14 protein-coding genes are annotated in these 17,999 nt (G+C 46.7%); 2 read left to right on the top strand and 12 right to left on the bottom strand.

Annotated features, from left to right (window positions below):
* Positions 1-27 precede the first annotated feature (27 nt).
* Positions 28-1,695, top strand: coding sequence for a glycosyltransferase family 2 protein (locus LSG31_RS11230; protein ID WP_347439344.1), 1,668 nt, complete (start codon positions 28-30; stop codon positions 1,693-1,695).
* Here LSG31_RS11230 and LSG31_RS11225 read toward each other — a convergent pair.
* Together LSG31_RS11225 and LSG31_RS11220 are read right to left on the bottom strand one after the other, a co-directional pair.
* Positions 1,690-2,640, bottom strand: coding sequence for a phosphotransferase (locus tag LSG31_RS11225; protein ID WP_347439343.1), 951 nt, complete (start codon positions 2,638-2,640; stop codon positions 1,690-1,692). The two genes, LSG31_RS11230 and LSG31_RS11225, sit on opposite strands and share 6 nt — an antisense overlap.
* 4 nt (positions 2,641-2,644) lie before the next feature.
* Complete coding sequence (locus LSG31_RS11220) at positions 2,645-3,742, bottom strand: YheC/YheD family protein (RefSeq protein ID WP_347439342.1); 1,098 nt, start codon at positions 3,740-3,742, stop codon at positions 2,645-2,647.
* 121 nt (positions 3,743-3,863) lie between these two features.
* Between LSG31_RS11220 and LSG31_RS11215 the strand changes: the two genes are divergently transcribed.
* Entirely contained in the window at positions 3,864-5,018 is a 1,155-nt protein-coding gene (locus LSG31_RS11215; RefSeq protein WP_347439341.1) for a glycosyltransferase family 4 protein, read from the top strand.
* Here the strand turns inward: LSG31_RS11215 and LSG31_RS11210 are convergent.
* The 10 genes from LSG31_RS11210 to pfkA all read right to left on the bottom strand — a co-directional run bounded on the left by LSG31_RS11210 (position 4,995) and on the right by pfkA (position 17,989).
* Positions 4,995-6,311, bottom strand: a complete 1,317-nt coding sequence (locus LSG31_RS11210; RefSeq protein ID WP_347439340.1) for an MFS transporter — start codon at positions 6,309-6,311, stop codon at positions 4,995-4,997. The two genes, LSG31_RS11215 and LSG31_RS11210, sit on opposite strands and share 24 nt — an antisense overlap.
* A 439-nt stretch (positions 6,312-6,750) precedes the next feature.
* On the bottom strand, positions 6,751-7,347 hold the full coding sequence (locus LSG31_RS11205; RefSeq protein WP_347439339.1) for a lytic transglycosylase domain-containing protein: 597 nt from the start codon (positions 7,345-7,347) through the stop codon (positions 6,751-6,753).
* On the bottom strand, positions 7,344-7,952 hold the full coding sequence (coaE, locus tag LSG31_RS11200; RefSeq protein WP_347439338.1) for a dephospho-CoA kinase: 609 nt from the start codon (positions 7,950-7,952) through the stop codon (positions 7,344-7,346). The genes LSG31_RS11205 and coaE overlap by 4 nt, the downstream gene beginning before the upstream one ends.
* Positions 7,953-8,023: 71 nt before the next feature.
* Positions 8,024-8,917, bottom strand: a complete 894-nt coding sequence (mutM, locus tag LSG31_RS11195) for a DNA-formamidopyrimidine glycosylase (RefSeq protein WP_347439337.1) — start codon at positions 8,915-8,917, stop codon at positions 8,024-8,026.
* Positions 8,918-8,979: 62 nt separating this feature from the next.
* Entirely contained in the window at positions 8,980-11,706 is a 2,727-nt protein-coding gene (gene polA / locus LSG31_RS11190; RefSeq protein ID WP_347439336.1) for a DNA polymerase I, read from the bottom strand.
* Positions 11,707-11,984: 278 nt separating this feature from the next.
* On the bottom strand, positions 11,985-12,932 hold the full coding sequence (gene mdh / locus LSG31_RS11185; RefSeq protein ID WP_347439335.1) for a malate dehydrogenase: 948 nt from the start codon (positions 12,930-12,932) through the stop codon (positions 11,985-11,987).
* 42 nt (positions 12,933-12,974) lie between these two features.
* Entirely contained in the window at positions 12,975-14,270 is a 1,296-nt protein-coding gene (gene icd, locus LSG31_RS11180) for an NADP-dependent isocitrate dehydrogenase (protein ID WP_347439334.1), read from the bottom strand.
* 220 nt (positions 14,271-14,490) lie between these two features.
* On the bottom strand, positions 14,491-14,904 hold the full coding sequence (locus tag LSG31_RS11175) for an acyl-CoA thioesterase (protein WP_347439333.1): 414 nt from the start codon (positions 14,902-14,904) through the stop codon (positions 14,491-14,493).
* A gap of 330 nt (positions 14,905-15,234) precedes the next feature.
* Entirely contained in the window at positions 15,235-16,986 is a 1,752-nt protein-coding gene (gene pyk / locus LSG31_RS11170) for a pyruvate kinase (protein ID WP_347439332.1), read from the bottom strand.
* A gap of 43 nt (positions 16,987-17,029) precedes the next feature.
* Positions 17,030-17,989: a 6-phosphofructokinase gene (gene pfkA / locus LSG31_RS11165; RefSeq protein ID WP_347439331.1), complete on the bottom strand. Its 960-nt coding sequence runs from the start codon at positions 17,987-17,989 to the stop codon at positions 17,030-17,032.
* Positions 17,990-17,999: the final 10 nt, after the last annotated feature.

Below are 17,999 nucleotides of genomic sequence, written 5' to 3'. Positions count from 1 at the left end.
GGATGGGAATCAATAAGGAGACTTCTTATGACTGGCAAAGCAAAAAATCGACAATGGAAAAAAAGAATCCGTCCTGCGATCAGCGTAATCATACCGGCCAGAAATGAAGCATCCACAATCCGTCAAGTCATTCAGGCAAGCAAGCAAATCGGCAAACGAGTGGAAATTTTAGTCATTGCAAACGGATGTAAAGATGCAACTGTTGCGATTGCAAAACATACAGGAGCTAAAGTCATCGAATTTCCAGAACCCCTTGGTCACGATGTCGGCCGGGCCGTCGGTGCAGCATACGCAAAAGGAAAAATTTTGTTGTTTCTCGATGCGGATATGGTGATTGACCCGAATCTCCTATTGCCATTTATCCAAAAAATACGAAATGGTTTTGATATTGCCTTAAATTCTTATCCACGCAAACACACCCGCTATCCACCGCATGCAACGGTCACAGCAAAACATGCATTGAATCTGCTATTGGGAAGAAATGACTTAAAAGCTGCATCCATGACCACGGTTCCTTTTGCAATAACCAAAAAAGCGGCTCGATCCATCGGGTATTTTCATCTGGCCATACCACCGCTTGCACATGCCATTGCAATCGACAGCGGATTGCGTGTAGGAATCGGCGGTTTTGTAAATGTAGGGTTCAAAAATCCCGTGCGTTGGCGAAAAAAGAAACGGGGAGAGACGCATCCGATCCGCGACTTAATCGTAGGCGATCATCTGGAAGCCATCAGTTACCTGATTCGGCAGAGAGGAGAACGGGGCGGATTCCATGATTTCAAACGAGATCGGGAACAACTCATACGCCCCTTCCCGCCCGATTGGCCAAGTGCTGTTGAACAAATGTTTGAAGCAATCGATCAAGAACCGGTCGATCCGGAACTGCAAGAGGAAAATGAATATCAAACCGTTACGATCATACCCGCTTATAATGAAAGCAAATCGATCGCAAAAGCGCTCAAATATGTCAAAAAAGCAGGATGTGATTCGATTCTTGTCGTTGATAACGGATCTACGGATAAAACGAAGAGGATTGCCCAACACTTCGGTGCAGATGTCTTGTTTTTTCCCACTCCCCTCGGACATGATGTCGGGCGTGCCGTAGGTGCACAGGCACTGCAATACGCCCATGCCATTTTTACAGACGCTGATATCAAAGTATCGGCCGCAGATCTTAGTCCATATGTAAAATCCATACAAAGCGGCACAGATGTGGCATTAAATAACCTGAATCGAATCATCCCCAAAAATAAACAGTTCGACAGTGTGTGTGTAATGAAGCGTTTTTTAAATATCGTCATCAAACGGCCGGAACTCGGAATCTGCTCCTTAACGGCAGTACCTAATGGCTTGAGCTGGAATGCCATCCAGACAATCGGCGCAGAGAATCTGGCCATTCCGCCGCTTGCCTACGCCATTGCGGCACAGAAACATCTGAAGATCCGGCCGGTTTCCGGAGTCGATGTGGTGAAACGGAATAAGTTGCGCCCCGACTTGCACCGTTCACGAAACAGACCACTGGAAAAATTAATCTTGGGTGATCATGTAGAGGCCATTTCCTATCTGCAATCGGAATTGGGGGTTAGAGGAGATTTTCCTGATGACATCCGCAAGCGCGAATGGCTTGAGTGCTTTCTCGCCAATCGCAAACGGCATAAAAACAAATACACAGCCACATGCCGGATGCTGCTATGACATCCGGCGCCAGCTATTCGAATACTTACGCGAAAGATATTTTTTTCCCCACTGTGTCAAGACAAGATCGGTAACTTGTTTCCTATGATAGCGCTGCAAATGAATCATACGCCAAAATTGATAGGGAAATGCCAATAATGCTGCCAACACTGCCCGCTCCTCCTTGGAAAGCGGGCGTTTTTTTTCATACATGCGCACCAATTGTTTCGCAGCTTCCGGATCTTTGTGTACATTTCTTTGAATAATATGAGCCAAATCGCGAATACGAATGTCATGTGCGGCATTTTCAAAATCGATTACGGTCAATTGCCCGTTCGGTCGGCGAATTAAATTGGGATAGTTGTAATCCCCATGTACGCAAGCGTTCCCATCTTTTTCTCGCCCGCTTACATCTCGCACAGGACTTTTCCGCAAGCGCTCAATACTTGCCTCCCCGATATCTGCCGCTTTTTTTAACGCAGCGTGATTATATTCATCGCTCCATTGTTGCAAATCCGTCAGCCGTTGCTCCCACTGTTCCAAAAGATTCCCATACCGTTGATGTTTCTTGCTTTCCTGCAGCGGAACATCAACTGCATGCCGATGAAATTCTGCCAACAGCAGAACAGCTTGTCGCAACTGTGCAGGTTTTTGAAAGTCGGGATGGTCTCCTTGCACCCATCGTGTCAACTGCCAGCCGCCAGGATCCCCATTTTGATGAAAATACGGAATGTCACTTCTTGTTTTGATGATCTGATAACACCCTTTGAATCCTTTGTTCTGGACATGTTTGACGACAGTTGTCATCTGATCCAACTGGGTTGTGGAAGGATAATACTTCAAACAGAAGATCCGGTCTTTTTCCTGCAATTGATACAAATTGGATTTTATGCGTTTTACTTTTTTCACATGTATGGGAAACGCTGCGATCGCTGCCTGCATGGATGAATCTATTCGCTTTTCCATCCACTCACCTCTTTTCGGAGCCGATCAAAAATTTGCTGAATTGTGCCGTATACTTCATCGCCTGATCAATTTGTTTGCGTTTCATAATATCTCGCCCGGGGCGGGGATTAAAGTCTAACATCCATGGATTTCCGTAAATGTCCACACCAACATCAATTCCTATTAATCCGAGATTCGGTATAGCATCGCTAATTGCCTTGGCTCCTTTTTTTGCACACTCGATCATTCGCTCCGGCGCCGGAAATACAAATCCGGACTCTTTGTGGAATGCCACGACTTGTGAGAACGGAATGATGGTGCCGCCAGAATGAAAATTGGTTACAGGCATTCCTTTCTTCCCTAGTTTGCAGATAATTCCTATACTTTGCCAATCTCCATGATTGTCGCGATATAATGGAACGCGAAAATCGATTTTTTGTTCCTGATAGGAAATCAAAGGAACCCCTATTTGTGCGAGAAACCCGGATTTGCGCAGCAGATTGCGCAAAGAATGCCTTAATTCGTCTGCATGTACGACACGGTGTATCCTTTTTTGCGATTTCGTTTCAAAACAGATTTGAAAGGATTCATCCGCTTGTTTGCGTACCTCGATAATCCCCCGTCCGCCGCTTCCGCGAACAGGTTTTAAAAAAACCCAATGATGCTTTTGGATAAAATTGATACAACTTTTTACAGAATAAATTTTGGTGGTTGTGGGAATGTATGGTCCTGCATCTGTCTGCACAAGAAGCTCATGCAAGCGATATTTATTGGGGAGCGCCGGATTGAATAATGGAACATGCAATGTGCGAAGTTTTCTGCGGGCTTGCAGATATTCCGGTTGCTTGCGGATGTCGTAGAGAAACGCGCCATCATAAATGACACGCGGAAATTTATGCCTTTTCCATTGCCACACAAGCGCATCATCGGCAATTTTTACAAACTCCCAACCGGAAATTTTCTTGTGATTCCAATCGATGTAATGTGGATGAAAAACGACAATTCGCAATCCTTCTGCCATTGCGTGTCTGGCCAAGCGATCCCAAGTCAATCCCAAGGATTTTCGCCGATCCTTTTTTGCTGCCAGGCGCGCGGTCATAACACCCATCAAACGTCTCGCCACTGCCATTGCCCCCACTTCTAAAACCTCAATACGTAGCATATGGGAAATCGCTTAAAATGGTGTCCGCTGCAGCAGTCATGTCATAGTTTATACGTAAAGGGAGGAAAAGGGAGGAGTCTGCATGGGAGAACCGGTGCGCGTCGGGATTGTAGCTCCGGAAGGTATGGTCATTCCGCCCGCTTATGGGGGATCTGTGCAAATTTATTTGTTTCATTTATTGAAAAATTTAACAAATTATCATCTTTCCACTGTACTGCCAACGTTATTCAGTCCAACCGCCCAGAATGGAAAACATGTATCTTTCCCCTTAATAAAGATTCACCATAGGAAAAAGGGCCTTTATTTGCGGGAAGTTCTGCAAAAACTTGCAGCATGCAAACTCGATCTGATCCAGATTGACAATCGGCCGGCCTGGGTAACGGCTATCAAGCGCAAGTTCCCCAAGATTCCCGTCGTTTTAAATTTACACTCTGTTACATTCTTGGGGGACTCTCACATCTCATCCGCGCATCTTAGGCAAGTGTGGCGGGAAATTTCCGCTGTCGTCGTCAATAGCCAGGCTTTGGCAGGTGTTTTAAAGCATCGGTATGGTGTCCCAAGCAGAAAAATTTACGTCATTCAACCAGGTGTGGATCTATCCGCATTTCCATCCAGGTGGTCGAATCATGGTATGGATCGGCGCAAAGCGTTTCGCAAAGCAAACAATTGTGAAACATCTTTCGTCTTTCTGTATGCAGGCCGAGTCATTCGCAGCAAAGGCATCCATACGATTATTCAGGCATTTCAATCGATCCATAAAACCTATCCGTCCACTTGTCTGTTTATCGTAGGCAATACACACCCATGGGAAAAAGCGTATCGAAAATTCCTGGAGAAAAAAGCGAGGAATCGATCCATTCGCATCATTCGCCATCTCCCACACCATACACTTGTAAACTACTATTTGGGAGCTGACGCATTCCTGTGTCCATCGCAACAATTTGAGGCGTTCGGTTTGGTAAATATAGAAGCATTGGCTACCGGTCTGCCCGTCATTGCCAGCAAGCAAGGGGGAATCAAAGAGATCGTGGCGCCTGGCTGCGGTATACTTGTCACATCCTTTCACTCCGAAAAAGCGTTTCGCAATGCGATGCTGAAAGCGATTCGAAATCAAAGCCATTGGCGAACCAGTATGTCGGAATCTTCGAGAATACGGGCGGAAACTGCATTTTCATGGAAAAAAACTGCCGATTCCTTTGCAAACCTGTATCGCTTACTTGCTTATAGGAGTTTGTAAAGGAAGCGGCGATGAAGTTGGAAAAGAACTTTCATCCTCTTTATTTTCTGACATCATCATGCTGCCAATCCATCCAACTAAAGCAAAACATGCAGGCACCGTAAATGCAAATTGATACGCTGTCGATTGCAGCGCATGCAGTGCGTGCATATGATCGAGAATCGCCCCTAATACAAAAGGCAATGTCACAGCACTTAAAAATCCGCCGGTATTTGCAAAGCCGGAAGCAACGCCGACTTCCGTAATCGAAAATGTTTCCCGAACATACGCAAACGTCAACATGCTGCCTCCATTGCCGACTCCAATCAATATAAACAACGGGATTAAAACGGCTAATGGAGGTTTTCCGCCAAGAATAATGAATAGCAGCCAACTCAAAAATGTGATGGCGTGAAGGATAAAATACGGCCGTTTGCGCGACTGCATTCGATCTGATACGAAGCCCGTCAGCGGGCCGCCGATAATTGCACCAAGCAATCCCAGAGATACAAGTTCACTGGCATTCATGCGGGACATTCCATAAACATCCATACTGAAAGGAACTGCCCAGGATCCGATAAAACCAATATATGTGCCCACCAGCCCAAAATGACACAAAAATGTTGCCCACGCTTGCCGTCTTTTCACAATTCGACTTAAAACAGAACGTCCTTTTTCGGAGGGATGTGCCTTAAGAATCAGTTCGTTGGATGATTTCGCCGTCCCTGCCGGCGATTGTTTCGGTCCTTTGACCAACACAAAATATAGGAGGATCGAACAACACATGAGCAGGATTCCTAACGATAGAAACGGCAGTCTCCAACCGGCTGAAGCAATCCACAACGACAATGGCACCGTTGTAAGAACTGCGCCCAAACTTCCCGACATCCCTGTCCACCCCAATAAACTTGCAAACTCCGCAGGGCGAAACCATTGGCTTAGCACCAATACGATATTAATCCATATCATGGCATCCCCTATTCCGACAAATAAGCGGGATGCCAGCAACACGACCGCATTTGGCGCCATGCTGTAAAAAATCGTCCCGATGCCGTCAAGTGCTGTTCCCAATATTAAAAACCGGGCGGGCCCGAAACGATCCGCCCACATCCCCAATGGAATCTGCAAACTCATATACGCCAGATATTGAATTCCTGTAAGAATACCTAATGCAGATGCAGTTATATGAAATTGCCGCATCAACGTATCTGTGATCAAACCAGGTGCTGTCCGTTGGCTGAACACCATAAAATACGAAATGGCAATCGTGAAAAAAACAACCCAACGATACCGGCCACGCTGTGTATATTCCAATGTTTTCTTTCTCCCTATACTCTATTTTTTAAAGGATGTTTGAAAAGTAGCCAAAACTCTTACTTCACCGCTTTTGAACACATACTATTAAAGAAAACTTGACGTTTTGCGCCTAATGAGACGCAGCCCCTTGCAGGGCTTCTGCGATCGACATTTAACATTTATAGGTCCTGACAGCACAATAAAATTCATATTAGTCATTAAAGTTCGATTCTGCAACCTTCATTTATCTCCGGAAACTTGCATAACAGGCGAATGGAATGGAAGAGGCAAGAATTTTAAGATTTTCCGTTATAGAAATAGCAAAGACAGGGATGTCTGGCAAATCTCCCTGTCTTTTGTACACATGTCTGTTTTAAAATCTTGTGCCAATCGCCATTCTGCCATTGATCACTTTGTAGACTTTGGCAGCCCCGACAAAACGTCCCGGCAATCTATGTTATTTGTAAATTTTTTTGTAGATATTGTAATTATACGTGACTCGCTGGACAAAATGTCGGGTCTCTCCAACAGGTACGTGGTCAAGTCCGGCGAGTGTTCCATCCCAGCGGCCGGATTGCAGCCATTCCTTTACCCGGTTCGGCCCACTGTTGTATGCCGCAATCGCCGCATATTCGTTGCCTTTAAACATTTTGACCAGATAGTTTATATACCAGCTTCCAAGCCGGATATTGACTTCCCGCTGCGCCAGTGATTGTACATGGTAATCGGAAAAACCCGCTTGTTTGGCGATCCAATCTGCAGTTTTCGGCATCAACTGCATAAGCCCTACAGCACCTGCATGTGAAACGTCATGTTCATCAAATTTACTTTCCGTGCGGATGATCGCAGCAACCAATAAAGGGTCTGCATGCATTTCTTTTGCTACTGTCGTGATTTCATTGTAGTATTCAATGGGATACATCCATTTCCAAAATGTCTGGGAACTGGTGACAATCAATAATAGAATCAGTAAAAGAATGGAAATCCACGATTTGCCTGGAATTCGCTTTAACCATCCGACCCTGCTGTGATTTGTCTGTACTGTCTGGTTCATGAACGCCTTCCTTGCTTTTGTAAAAGATTCCATATTTGGTTGGCTTGCCGTTCTGTCTGTTCCAATGTGCCTTCATTGTCAATCTTATAATCCGCCCGCTGAACTTTTTCTCGCAAAGGCATTTGCGCAGCGATTCGCCGATTCGCTTCCTCGGCTGTCAGATTGTTTCGTTCCATCAGCCGCTTGCGTTGAACTTCTTCCGACACATATACGACAATAACGGCTTGTACCGTATGTTCCAACTTGCTTTCAAACAACAACGGGATATCGTGTATGACAATTCCGTCGGGATGGGACTGCAAAAATGTTGTGGTATCTGCCTGCACCTCTTCACGGACCCTGGGATGCACAATTTCATTCAAGCGTTTGCGGGACTGTTCCTCGCGAAATACGATTTCCCCCAACTTCGTCCGGTTTAGGGTACCGTCTTCCAAGAGGATTCCCGGCCCAAATGCATGTACAATTTCCTGTAGAGCTGGCCTGCCTTTTTCTACGACGCGGCGCGCCATCACATCTGCGTCCACAATATGCGCGCCAAGCTTGCGAAACATATGGGAAACTGTGCTTTTGCCTGACGCAATGCCGCCGGTAAGACCAACGATCATCTGCTCCCCTCCCCGCTTGCTGCCATATCATCGATCATACGAACATGATCAGAAATTTGTTTCACCATTTCCTATCCTTCCATGGGCGTCTGCTTTTGTCTGGACTTTTTTCTGACATTCGATCCATAGTTTCGCGGCTTTGGCTGACAGTTCGGACATATATGGGTTCCGCGCCCGGCAACACGCAACTTTTCAATCACGTGTCCACAGTGCGGACATGCCGTTCCTTGTTTTCCATATACCAGCAATTGATGTTGAAATTGGCCGCTCGTCCCATATCCATTCACATAGGATTTTACCGAGGAACCACCCGCAGCAACCGCATTTGCCAAAATGGTGCGGACACTTGTGTACAAATCTGCAAACTGCTTCGCCTTCAATGTGGAGACTTGCCGCTCCGGATGAATTCCGGACAGAAACAGCGATTCATCTACATATATATTGCCAAGCCCAGCAATGCATGACTGATCCAGCAAAGCTGCTTTAATCGTCGTATGTTTGCGTATGAGAGCATTTCGGAATTGACGCACGGTCAAAGCATCGTCTAAAGGTTCCACCCCTATCCCGTGCAATCCGGGGATGGCTCGATAATCACCTGTGGATACGAAGTCCATTGTACCAAATTGACGTACATCCCGATAGCGCAATTCCATGCCGTCTGTAAAGAAAAATCGCACATGTGTGTGCAACTCCACCGGTTCACTGCTCTGGTACAATCCATATTTGCCTTCCATTCGCAGATGAGAAACCAATGTCTGGCCTTCGTCGAAATGAATCAGCAGATACTTGCCGCGACGATCGACCTTTTGAACGGTACGCCCCTTTAACAACTGGATAAATTGTTGTATATCATCAGGTGTTCGGATGATACGCGGAAGCAGTACGGATACATCTTGTATCGTTTTACCGACAATCAGTGCATGTAAACTTCTGCGAACGGTCTCCACTTCCGGCAATTCCGGCATCTGTCCCACCTCCATCCAAACTGTCGCAGCATCGATTCCGGCTATGCCGCGACAGCGCTTGTTTACTTCGCTTCATACCATGTAGGGCCATAATGAATATCGACTTTCAGGGGAACGCGCAACGTCAGCGCATGTTCCATCTGTTCCCGCACGACCTCTTGCAAAGATTCCAGTTCTTCCGGCGGACACTCAAATATCAGTTCATCATGCACCTGCAGAAGCATGCGCGCATGAAAGGACTGCTCTTTCAATACTTTATCAATATTGACCATCGCTTTCTTGATGATATCCGCAGCAGTGCCCTGAATCGGCGTGTTCATGGCCGTCCGTTCGGCAAAACTGCGCAAGTTGAAATTCTTGCTGTGAATATCCGGCAAATAGCGGCGTCTGTTCAACATTGTCGTAACATAGCCATCTTCTCTTGCTTTTGCCACAATCTCATCCATGAACCGTTTCACGCCTTTGAATTTTGCAAAATAATTTTCGATGAATTCACCCGCTTGTGCACGGGTAATATTCAGATTTTGCGACAAGCCATAATCGCTGATTCCGTATATAATTCCGAAGTTGACCGCTTTTGCCGTCCTCCGCATCAGCGAAGTCACTGCTTCGATCGGCACTTCAAACACATCACTGGCCGTCCGTGTATGAATGTCCATATCCTGCTGAAATGCTTCGATCATCGATGCATCTTGTGACAAATGTGCCATAATTCGCAGTTCCACTTGCGAATAGTCGGCTGAGAGAATCAACCAGCCGCTTTCCGACGGGATAAATGCCTGCCGCAGTTTCCGTCCTTCTTCCATCCGAATCGGAATATTCTGCAGATTGGGGTCTTGGCTGGAAAGACGTCCCGTTGCCGTCAATGCCTGATTAAAACGTGTATGCACTTTTCCAGTCTCTGTCTCAACGACCTTTAACAGCCCTTCCACATATGTGGACAGCAATTTGCCCAATTGGCGGAAATCGAGAATTTTCTGGACGATTTCATGATAAGGCGCCAATTTTTCCAACACATCCGCACTTGTGGAATAACCCGTCTTTGTTTTTTTCATCGTCGGCAGCCCCAGCTTATCAAATAAAATCTCTCCCATTTGCTTGGGCGAGTTAATATTAAACTCCGTTCCTGCCATCTGGTAAATGTCCTTCGTCAATTGGGCGATTCGTTCCTGCAGATGTTCTCCGATTTCCTGCAGACGTGCCCGATCAACAGCAACACCTAGCGCTTCCATTTGACCCAAGACAAATGTCAAGGGGAGTTCCAGTTCTTGATACAGTTCCTGCAAAGACTGTGCCTCTAGTGCTTCTGCAAGCTTGGAACGATTCAAATACAGCCCGCAGGCAATTTGCCCCAACCATTGTGCACGATCCTCATCGGCAGGACCTTCCTGTTTTGCCTTTTTGCCAAACCAATCAGGCGCAGACAGCTGCCAGCCCAAATCCCGATTCAAAATCTCGTAAATGTCCGGTTGTCCTTCCGAAGGGTTTAGCAAATAGGAACTTAACAAGACGTCAAACCAATGTGTATCGATCCCTTGTCCATGCTGCAACATTCGCACCATCAAAGTTTTCACATCATAGGATATCTTTATTTTTTGCTCATCTTGCAGCAACCGGATCAATGGTTCCGGAATTTGAAAATCGGCGATGGGTATATACAGCACGGAATGCTCCCTGGCAACTGCAATTCCTGCAAAATTCCCCGCGTATTCCGGTATTTGAACATCCGCAATGATGGCTGCGTCTGCTTGAATAGTTTGTAAAAATTGCCGAATCTCCTGATCATCGCGAGCAATTCGAATATCGACGTGCAAACCGGCCGTTTGCCCTGCAGAATTTGCAGAAGGATCCGCATCCCCGTCAAATCCACATCCGTTTTCGGATCCCGCTTCATTGGCGGAAGCCGCTTGCGGCACCGGCAATTTATCAAGCAATGATTTAAATTCTAACGTACGGAATACATCCCGAACTTTTTTCACGTCAAATGCCTGATATTCGAAATCGGCAAAATCCACAGTCAACGGGATGCTGCGATGAATCGTCGCGAGTTCTTTGGATAATCGAGCCTGATCTGCAAACTCCCGCAGTTTTTCTTGCAGTTTTTTGCCTGATACTTGATCTGCCCGCTCCAGCACTTGTTCTACAGACCCAAACTCATGCAGCAATTTTAAAGCCGTTTTTTCTCCGACACCCGGAATCCCCGGAATGTTATCGGAAGTATCCCCCATCAATCCCTTTAAATCGATGATTTGCTCCGGTGTCAGGCCGTATCGTTCTTGTACTTTCGCAATCGTATATCGTTCCACTTCCGTAATGCCTTTTCGCGTCAAAAGGGTATGTACATGTTCCGATACCAATTGCAATAAATCTTTATCGCCGGAAACGACGAGGGAGGGAATGTGTTGTTCTTCCGCAAAGCGCGTGATCGTACCGATAATATCGTCTGCTTCATAACCGGACAGTTCCAGATGACGGATCCCAAAAGCAGTTACTATATCGCGAACCAACGGGAATTGTCCGGATAATTCTCCCGGCGTTTTTTCCCTTGTTCCTTTGTATTCCTTATACAATTCATGCCGAAAATTCGCTTTCCCTGCGTCAAACGCCACAACGATATGTGTCGGCTTCTCATCTTCCAACAGTTTCATCAGCATCATCGTAAAGCCATATACGGCATTTGTAAACTGGCCTTTGCCATTAGACAGCAAAGGCAGTGCAAAGAACGCCCGATATGCAATGCTGTTCCCATCTATAATGATCAATTTTTGTCTTGTATCGTTTTCATTCAACAGAATTTCACCCCGTCCTAAAACCATCTCAGGCTATTGTACCATACTTGGACAAGGAACCGCCAAAACTCTCCGGTCGTTTATAAAGAAAACTGGCTTAAACTTGGCTTCACAAACATGCATACGTTTTAATTGTAAAATAAGCGCAAAATAAAAACGTGCAGGTTCGAGACAAAGTCCACGAACCTGCACGCAAGGAAAGCAAGAAAATACAATCAACTATGAAACTGCAAGAAAATCCGAACCAAATTCCCGCAATCGAAATTCGTTGACAGAAATTACCCGCGGAATCCTAATGTGTTCAGAAGCGTATCGACTGCTTTTGCAGATTTATCCATTGCTGCTCTTTCATCTGCCGTCAATTCGACTTCAAGAATTTTTTCAACGCCATCGCCGCCGAGAATCACCGGTACGCCAAAATACATGTCTTTATAGCCGTATTCGCCGTCCAGATATGCGATTGCCGGCAATACGCGTTTTTTGTCTTTCAAAATCGCTTCTGCCATCTGTACCAACGATGCTGCCGGCGCATAGTATGCGCTGCCGGTGCCGAGCAGATTGACGATTTCTCCGCCGCCTTTGCGCGTACGTTCCACGATTGCATCAATGCGGTCTTTTGCCACCAGTGTTTCCACCGGAATGCCGCCAGCATATGTATAGCGTGTCAAAGGCACCATATCGTCGCCATGGCCGCCGAGTACAAAGCCTGTAATATCTTCTACAGATACGCCGATTTCTTGTGCGAGGAATGTACGATAACGGGCTGTGTCGAGTACACCGGATTGGCCGATGACGCGGTTTGCCGGGAATCCGGATGTTTTATACGCAACGTATGTCATCGCGTCAACCGGATTTGACAGCACGAGAATGTATGCATTCGGAGAATATTTGGCAATCTGTTCTGTAACCGCGCGCACGACGCCGGCGTTTGTATTCACCAAATCGTCGCGGCTCATGCCCGGTTTGCGTGGAAGACCAGCCGTAATGATGACAAGATCGGAATCTTTGGTATCTTCGTAGTTGCTTGTACCGATAATGTTCGCGTCAAAGCCTTCAACAGGAGAAGCTTCCAACATATCGAGAGCCTTTCCTTTGGTCGGATTCTCCGCTTGCGGGATATCTACGATTACAACATCGCCAAGTTCTTTCAAGCCAAGCAAAAATGCTGTTGTTGCACCTGTAAAACCACCGCCGACAACCGTTACTTTGTTTCGTTTTAAAGCCATTGTATTCTCCTCCTTTATCCTGTCTATTGTATCGATTGCATCTTACATATTTTCAATCATGGCTGAAGCAAACTCGGATGTTTTCACTTCACGAGCGCCTTCCATCAGACGGGCAAAGTCATATGTTACGACTTTTTGATCAATTGTTTTTGTCAATGCATTTGTAATCATATCGGCCGCTTCTTGCCAACCGAGATGTTCAAGCATCATGACGCCGGACAAAATGACAGATCCTGGATTTACTTTGTCCAAATCTGCGTATTTGGGGGCTGTTCCGTGTGTTGCTTCAAATACGGCATGTCCGGTCAAGTAGTTAATATTTGCACCCGGAGCAATTCCGATACCGCCGACTTGTGCGGCAAGCGCATCGGATGCATAGTCGCCGTTGAGATTCAACGTTGCGATGACATCGAATTCGGCCGGACGTGTCAAAATTTGCTGCAGGAAGATATCCGCAATTGCGTCTTTTACGATAATTTTGCCGGCAGCGACCGCTTCTTTTTGTGCCTGATTCGCTGCGTCTTCCCCTTGCTCCGCCTTGATGCGGTCGTATTGCGCCCATGTGAATACGCGGTCGCCATACTCTCGTTCCGCCAACTCATAGCCCCAATTTTTAAACGCGCCTTCCGTGAACTTCATGATATTGCCTTTGTGAACAATCGTTACACTTTTCCGATTGTGCTTGAGCGCATATTCGATTGCAGCGCGAATCAAACGATCGGAACCTTCTTTGGAAACCGGTTTGATACCGATCCCCGATGTTTCCGGAAAACGAATTTTCTTGACGCCCATTTCTTCTTTCAGGAATTTGATGACTTTTTCTACTTCAGGGGTACCTTCCGCCCACTCGATCCCTGCATAAATATCTTCCGAATTTTCGCGGAAAATCACCATGTCCACGAGCTCAGGATGCTTGACTGGAGAAGGTACGCCGCTAAAATGACGCACGGGACGCAAGCACACATACAAATCAAGTTCCTGGCGGAGAGCAACGTTTAACGAGCGGATCCCGCCGCCCACAGGTGTTGTCAAAGGACCCTTGATGCTGACGATATATTCGCGCAAAGCAGTCAGTGTATCGTTTGGCAGCCATTCGCCGAACGTATTATACGCCTTCTCCCCCGCATACACTTCGTACCAGGCAATTTTGCGTTTGCCGCCATACGCCTTTTCAACTGCGGCATCAAATACGCGTACAGAAGCCTTCCAGATATCACGACCGGTTCCGTCACCCTCGATAAACGGAATAATCGGCTGGTCAGGAACGGCTAATTTTCCATTTTGCAGCGTAATTTTTTCCCCGGCTGCAGGTAACTCATACTTGTCAAACAACCCCATACGAACGCCTCCTGGTTATGTAATTCTGTAATTTATATTGGAACAGGCGACTGACGATTGTCCCCTTATCCCTAGCGTTATGTAGTAAATAAAAAAACGTAATTGCCATAAAAATGATACCACATTTTACACGTTTGCAACAGAAGAAATTGCGTCTATTGAACCAATGTTTCAATACGTGCAACAAAAATACCCTCCATTCACATTGATGGCCGTTCCATCACATTGACGATTCTGCAATGATTTGCGCGATCTGTGGCGCAGCTTTTTGCAAACGGACGATTTTTCCCTCTTTCGTTAGAAAACAATGTTCAGTATGCCCTTCCGCCAATAATTTACCGTCGCTTTTTCGAAGGATTTGATAAAAAAATTTCATTCTCGCCGGCGTAAATGATTCGACTGTGGTCGAGATGATACATTCATCGTCATACCGGGCACTTGCGTGATATTTGCAGTCCACATTTGTGACGGGCAGCAATACTCCTAAATTCTCCAACTCCTTATAAGTGGCTCCCGATTGCCGCAACCATTCCGTTCTGCCGATTTCAAACCAAACGATGTAATTGGTATGGTATACAATTCCCATTTGATCGGTTTCCTGATAGCGCACACGTATCGTTGTTGTGGCTTCCATTCTCACCAAACCTCCTTTGTTTTGAAAGAGGATGTTCAAAAAGCAGTCAAAACTCCACGGCGGATTGCTTAACCACTTTTTGAACTCGCACTGAAAGGCATTTACTGAAATTGTACAACATTGCAAGCAATTCGTAAAAAATGTGCAAAATGCCACAAAAACACACTTCATCTCCATAAAATCAAGATGCGTGTGCCTGTGGCATACAGAAAATCCGATTCCAATCCCGTCAAGATATTCCCGTTATTCGGCAAGACGGGAATTGAACATGTATCGGATTGGGCATAGTCTTGCAATACTTGGCATACCCTTGCAAAACCCGGAAAAGCCTTACAATACTTGTGCAATTCCTTTATAGATCAGTCCGCGAGCCGGGTCAACAGTGATCGTTTCCTCATCTTTTAACAATGAAGTTGCATTGTCCACACCTACAATGACCGGAATGCCCAAAGAAAGTGCGACGACAGCCGCATGTGAAGTAAGACCGCCTTCTTCCGTAATAACGGCGCTGCATTTCTCCATAATGGAAACAAACGCTTCATCTGTCGATTTCGTCACCAATATATCCCCTGGTTGCACCAAGTTCTTTAATGCAGTCGGATCCGTACCGACAAGGACACGGCCGCTCGCCGGGTTTTTACCGATTCCCGTCCCTTTTGCCAGTATGTCCCCCAGTGTATGAACTTTGATCAGATTTGTCGTACCTGGTTGTCCGACTGGAACACCGGCGGTAATAACGACAAGATCTCCACGTTTTACCAAGCCGGAAGTCAAAGCCGCATCAACTGCCGTTTCCAATAAATCGTCAGTTGTGGTTGTCGGTTTCACCACGATTGGATAGACTCCCCAAGTCACACACAACTTGCGTGCCACCCGTTCTTCTGATGTGACAGCAACGATCGGACTGCCCGGACGGTGTTTGGAAATCATGCGCGCTGTGTGTCCGCCGTGTGTAGGTGTAATGATCGCTTTCGCATCCAATTCATCGGCGATCCGCTCGACTGCATGACTGATTGCGTTTGTAATCGATCCCGACTGTTTTTCTCTGGCTGCACGTTGTACTTCTTTTGTAAAAATCGCGCGCTCTGCACGTTCTGCGATCTGTGCCATTGTCTGTACAGCTTCAACCGGGTATCTGCCTGCCGCTGTTTCTCCTGACAACATAATCGCATCTGTACCGTCGAAAATCGCGTTTGCCACGTCGCTGGCCTCCGCACGTGTAGGGCGCGGATTGCGCTGCATGGAATCCAGCATTTGTGTTGCAGTAATGACCGGTTTGCCAACGCGGTTGCATTTTTCAATCATCAACTTTTGCGCCAATGGCACTTCTTCTGTCGGGATCTCGACACCGAGATCACCCCTTGCAACCATCAGTCCATCCGATACAGCCAAAATTTCATCAAGCATATCAAGTCCTTCTTGCGCTTCAATTTTGGAAATAATATCAAGCTCGACGCCAGCTTCTTCAAAAAGCTTTCGAATTTCCAATACGTCAGCCGCTTTCCGGACAAAAGACGCAGCAATCATATCGACACCCTGCTCGATGCCGAACCTGATGTCTGCAATATCTTTCTCGGTGACGCCAGGCAAGCGCAGTTTTACTCCTGGCGCATTGATTCCTTTGCGGTTTTTCAACGTTCCGCCGTTTGTAATGCGGCAATAAATATCATTGCCGACAACCTTTTCGACCAAGAGTCCGATCAATCCGTCATCAATGCGGATGATCGACCCTTCCGCGACATCTTCAGGCAATCCTTCATAGCTGATGGATACGCGCTCTGCCGTTCCTGTGACTTCATCTGTCGTTAAAATGAGCGTATTTCCATCCAATAACTCGACTTCGCCATTCTCAACAAGTCCTGTGCGAATTTTTGGACCCTTGATGTCCAGCATAATCGCAACTGTCTTGCCGACTTCGGCCGCAGCCTGGCGGATATTGCGAATCCGGGCGCTGTGTTCCTCATAGGAACCGTGGCTAAAATTTAAACGGGCAACATCCATGCCGCTTTCCATGATTTTTTTCAGCGTTTCCACCGACTCGCTTGCCGGTCCGATCGTACAGACAATCTTTGTTCTTCTCAAGAAAACCCCTCCTCCGAATCCTTCCCCTCGCTAGTATGGGGAGCTAAATGGATAAAATTCCAGCTAAATCATAGATCTCAGAATTGAATGCGCGCGGTGTGGCAAGTGCTGTTTCGATATCATGCGCCTGTATGGCATTGCCATTGATACCGACCATTTTTTTGCCTTCTCCTTGCAGCAGCAATTCAACCGCAAATGCTCCCATGCGACTTGCCAGCGTACGGTCAAAAGCCGTCGGGGATCCGCCTCTCTGGATATGTCCCAAAACGGTTACACGTGTTTCCCAACCGGTCATTTCCTGGATTTGTTCACCGATTTCCATACCCTTGCCGATGCCTTCCGCCACGAGAATGATACTGTGGCGTTTGCCCCTTGCTGCGCCGCGCTTTAATTTTTCTACCGTCTGTTGAATATTATAGGGAGCTTCCGGGATCAGAATCGATTCCGCCCCGCCTGCAACTCCGGCAATCATGGCAATATCTCCCGCATTGCGCCCCATCACTTCAATGACATATGTACGCTCGTGGGAAGTAGCCGTATCACGAATCTTGTCGATTGCTTCAATGACTGTATTCACTGCCGTATCAAAGCCGATGGTATAATCGGTACAGGGAATGTCATTGTCAATCGTTCCAGGAATTCCAATTGTAGGAACGCCCATCTGTGTCAATTTTTCGGCACCGCGGAATGAGCCGTCGCCACCGATCACGACCAATCCTGTAATCCCGTGCTTGCGAATCATGCCCAACGCTTTTTGCCGGCCTTCCGGTGTTTTAAATTCTTCGCAGCGAGCGGTGTATAAAACCGTTCCGCCCCGATGTATAATATCGGCAACAGACCCGAGGTCCATCGCTTCGATTTCACCGTTGATCAAACCGCTGTAGCCGCGTTTGACGCCTACTACATCCAATCCATGATAAATCGCTTTCCTGACGACTGCACGAATCGCAGCATTCATTCCCGGTGCATCTCCGCCGCTTGTCAAAACGCCAATCTTTTGCATACGCCCACTT

Source organism: Fodinisporobacter ferrooxydans, assembly GCF_022818495.1.
Lineage (GTDB): Bacteria > Bacillota > Bacilli > Tumebacillales > MYW30-H2 > Fodinisporobacter > Fodinisporobacter ferrooxydans.
Note: the sequence above shows the minus strand (reverse complement) of the source record. Positions and strands in the feature narration are given on the sequence as shown.

Excerpts from the sequence above, each read along its gene's own strand:
- LSG31_RS11225 (WP_347439343.1), bottom strand. The coding sequence starts at position 2,640 with ATGGAAAAGCGAATAGATTCATCCATGCAGGCAGCGATCGCAGCGTTT.
- LSG31_RS11215 (WP_347439341.1), top strand. The coding sequence starts at position 3,864 with ATGGGAGAACCGGTGCGCGTCGGGATTGTAGCTCCGGAAGGTATGGTC.
- coaE (WP_347439338.1), bottom strand. The coding sequence starts at position 7,952 with ATGATCGTTGGTCTTACCGGCGGCATTGCGTCAGGCAAAAGCACAGTT.
- icd (WP_347439334.1), bottom strand. The coding sequence starts at position 14,270 with ATGGGGTTGTTTGACAAGTATGAGTTACCTGCAGCCGGGGAAAAAATT.
- LSG31_RS11205 (WP_347439339.1), bottom strand. The coding sequence starts at position 7,347 with ATGAACCAGACAGTACAGACAAATCACAGCAGGGTCGGATGGTTAAAG.
- LSG31_RS11230 (WP_347439344.1), top strand. The coding sequence starts at position 28 with ATGACTGGCAAAGCAAAAAATCGACAATGGAAAAAAAGAATCCGTCCT.
- mutM (WP_347439337.1), bottom strand. The coding sequence starts at position 8,917 with ATGCCGGAATTGCCGGAAGTGGAGACCGTTCGCAGAAGTTTACATGCA.
- LSG31_RS11175 (WP_347439333.1), bottom strand. The coding sequence starts at position 14,904 with ATGGAAGCCACAACAACGATACGTGTGCGCTATCAGGAAACCGATCAA.
- pfkA (WP_347439331.1), bottom strand. The coding sequence starts at position 17,989 with ATGCAAAAGATTGGCGTTTTGACAAGCGGCGGAGATGCACCGGGAATG.
- mdh (WP_347439335.1), bottom strand. The coding sequence starts at position 12,932 with ATGGCTTTAAAACGAAACAAAGTAACGGTTGTCGGCGGTGGTTTTACA.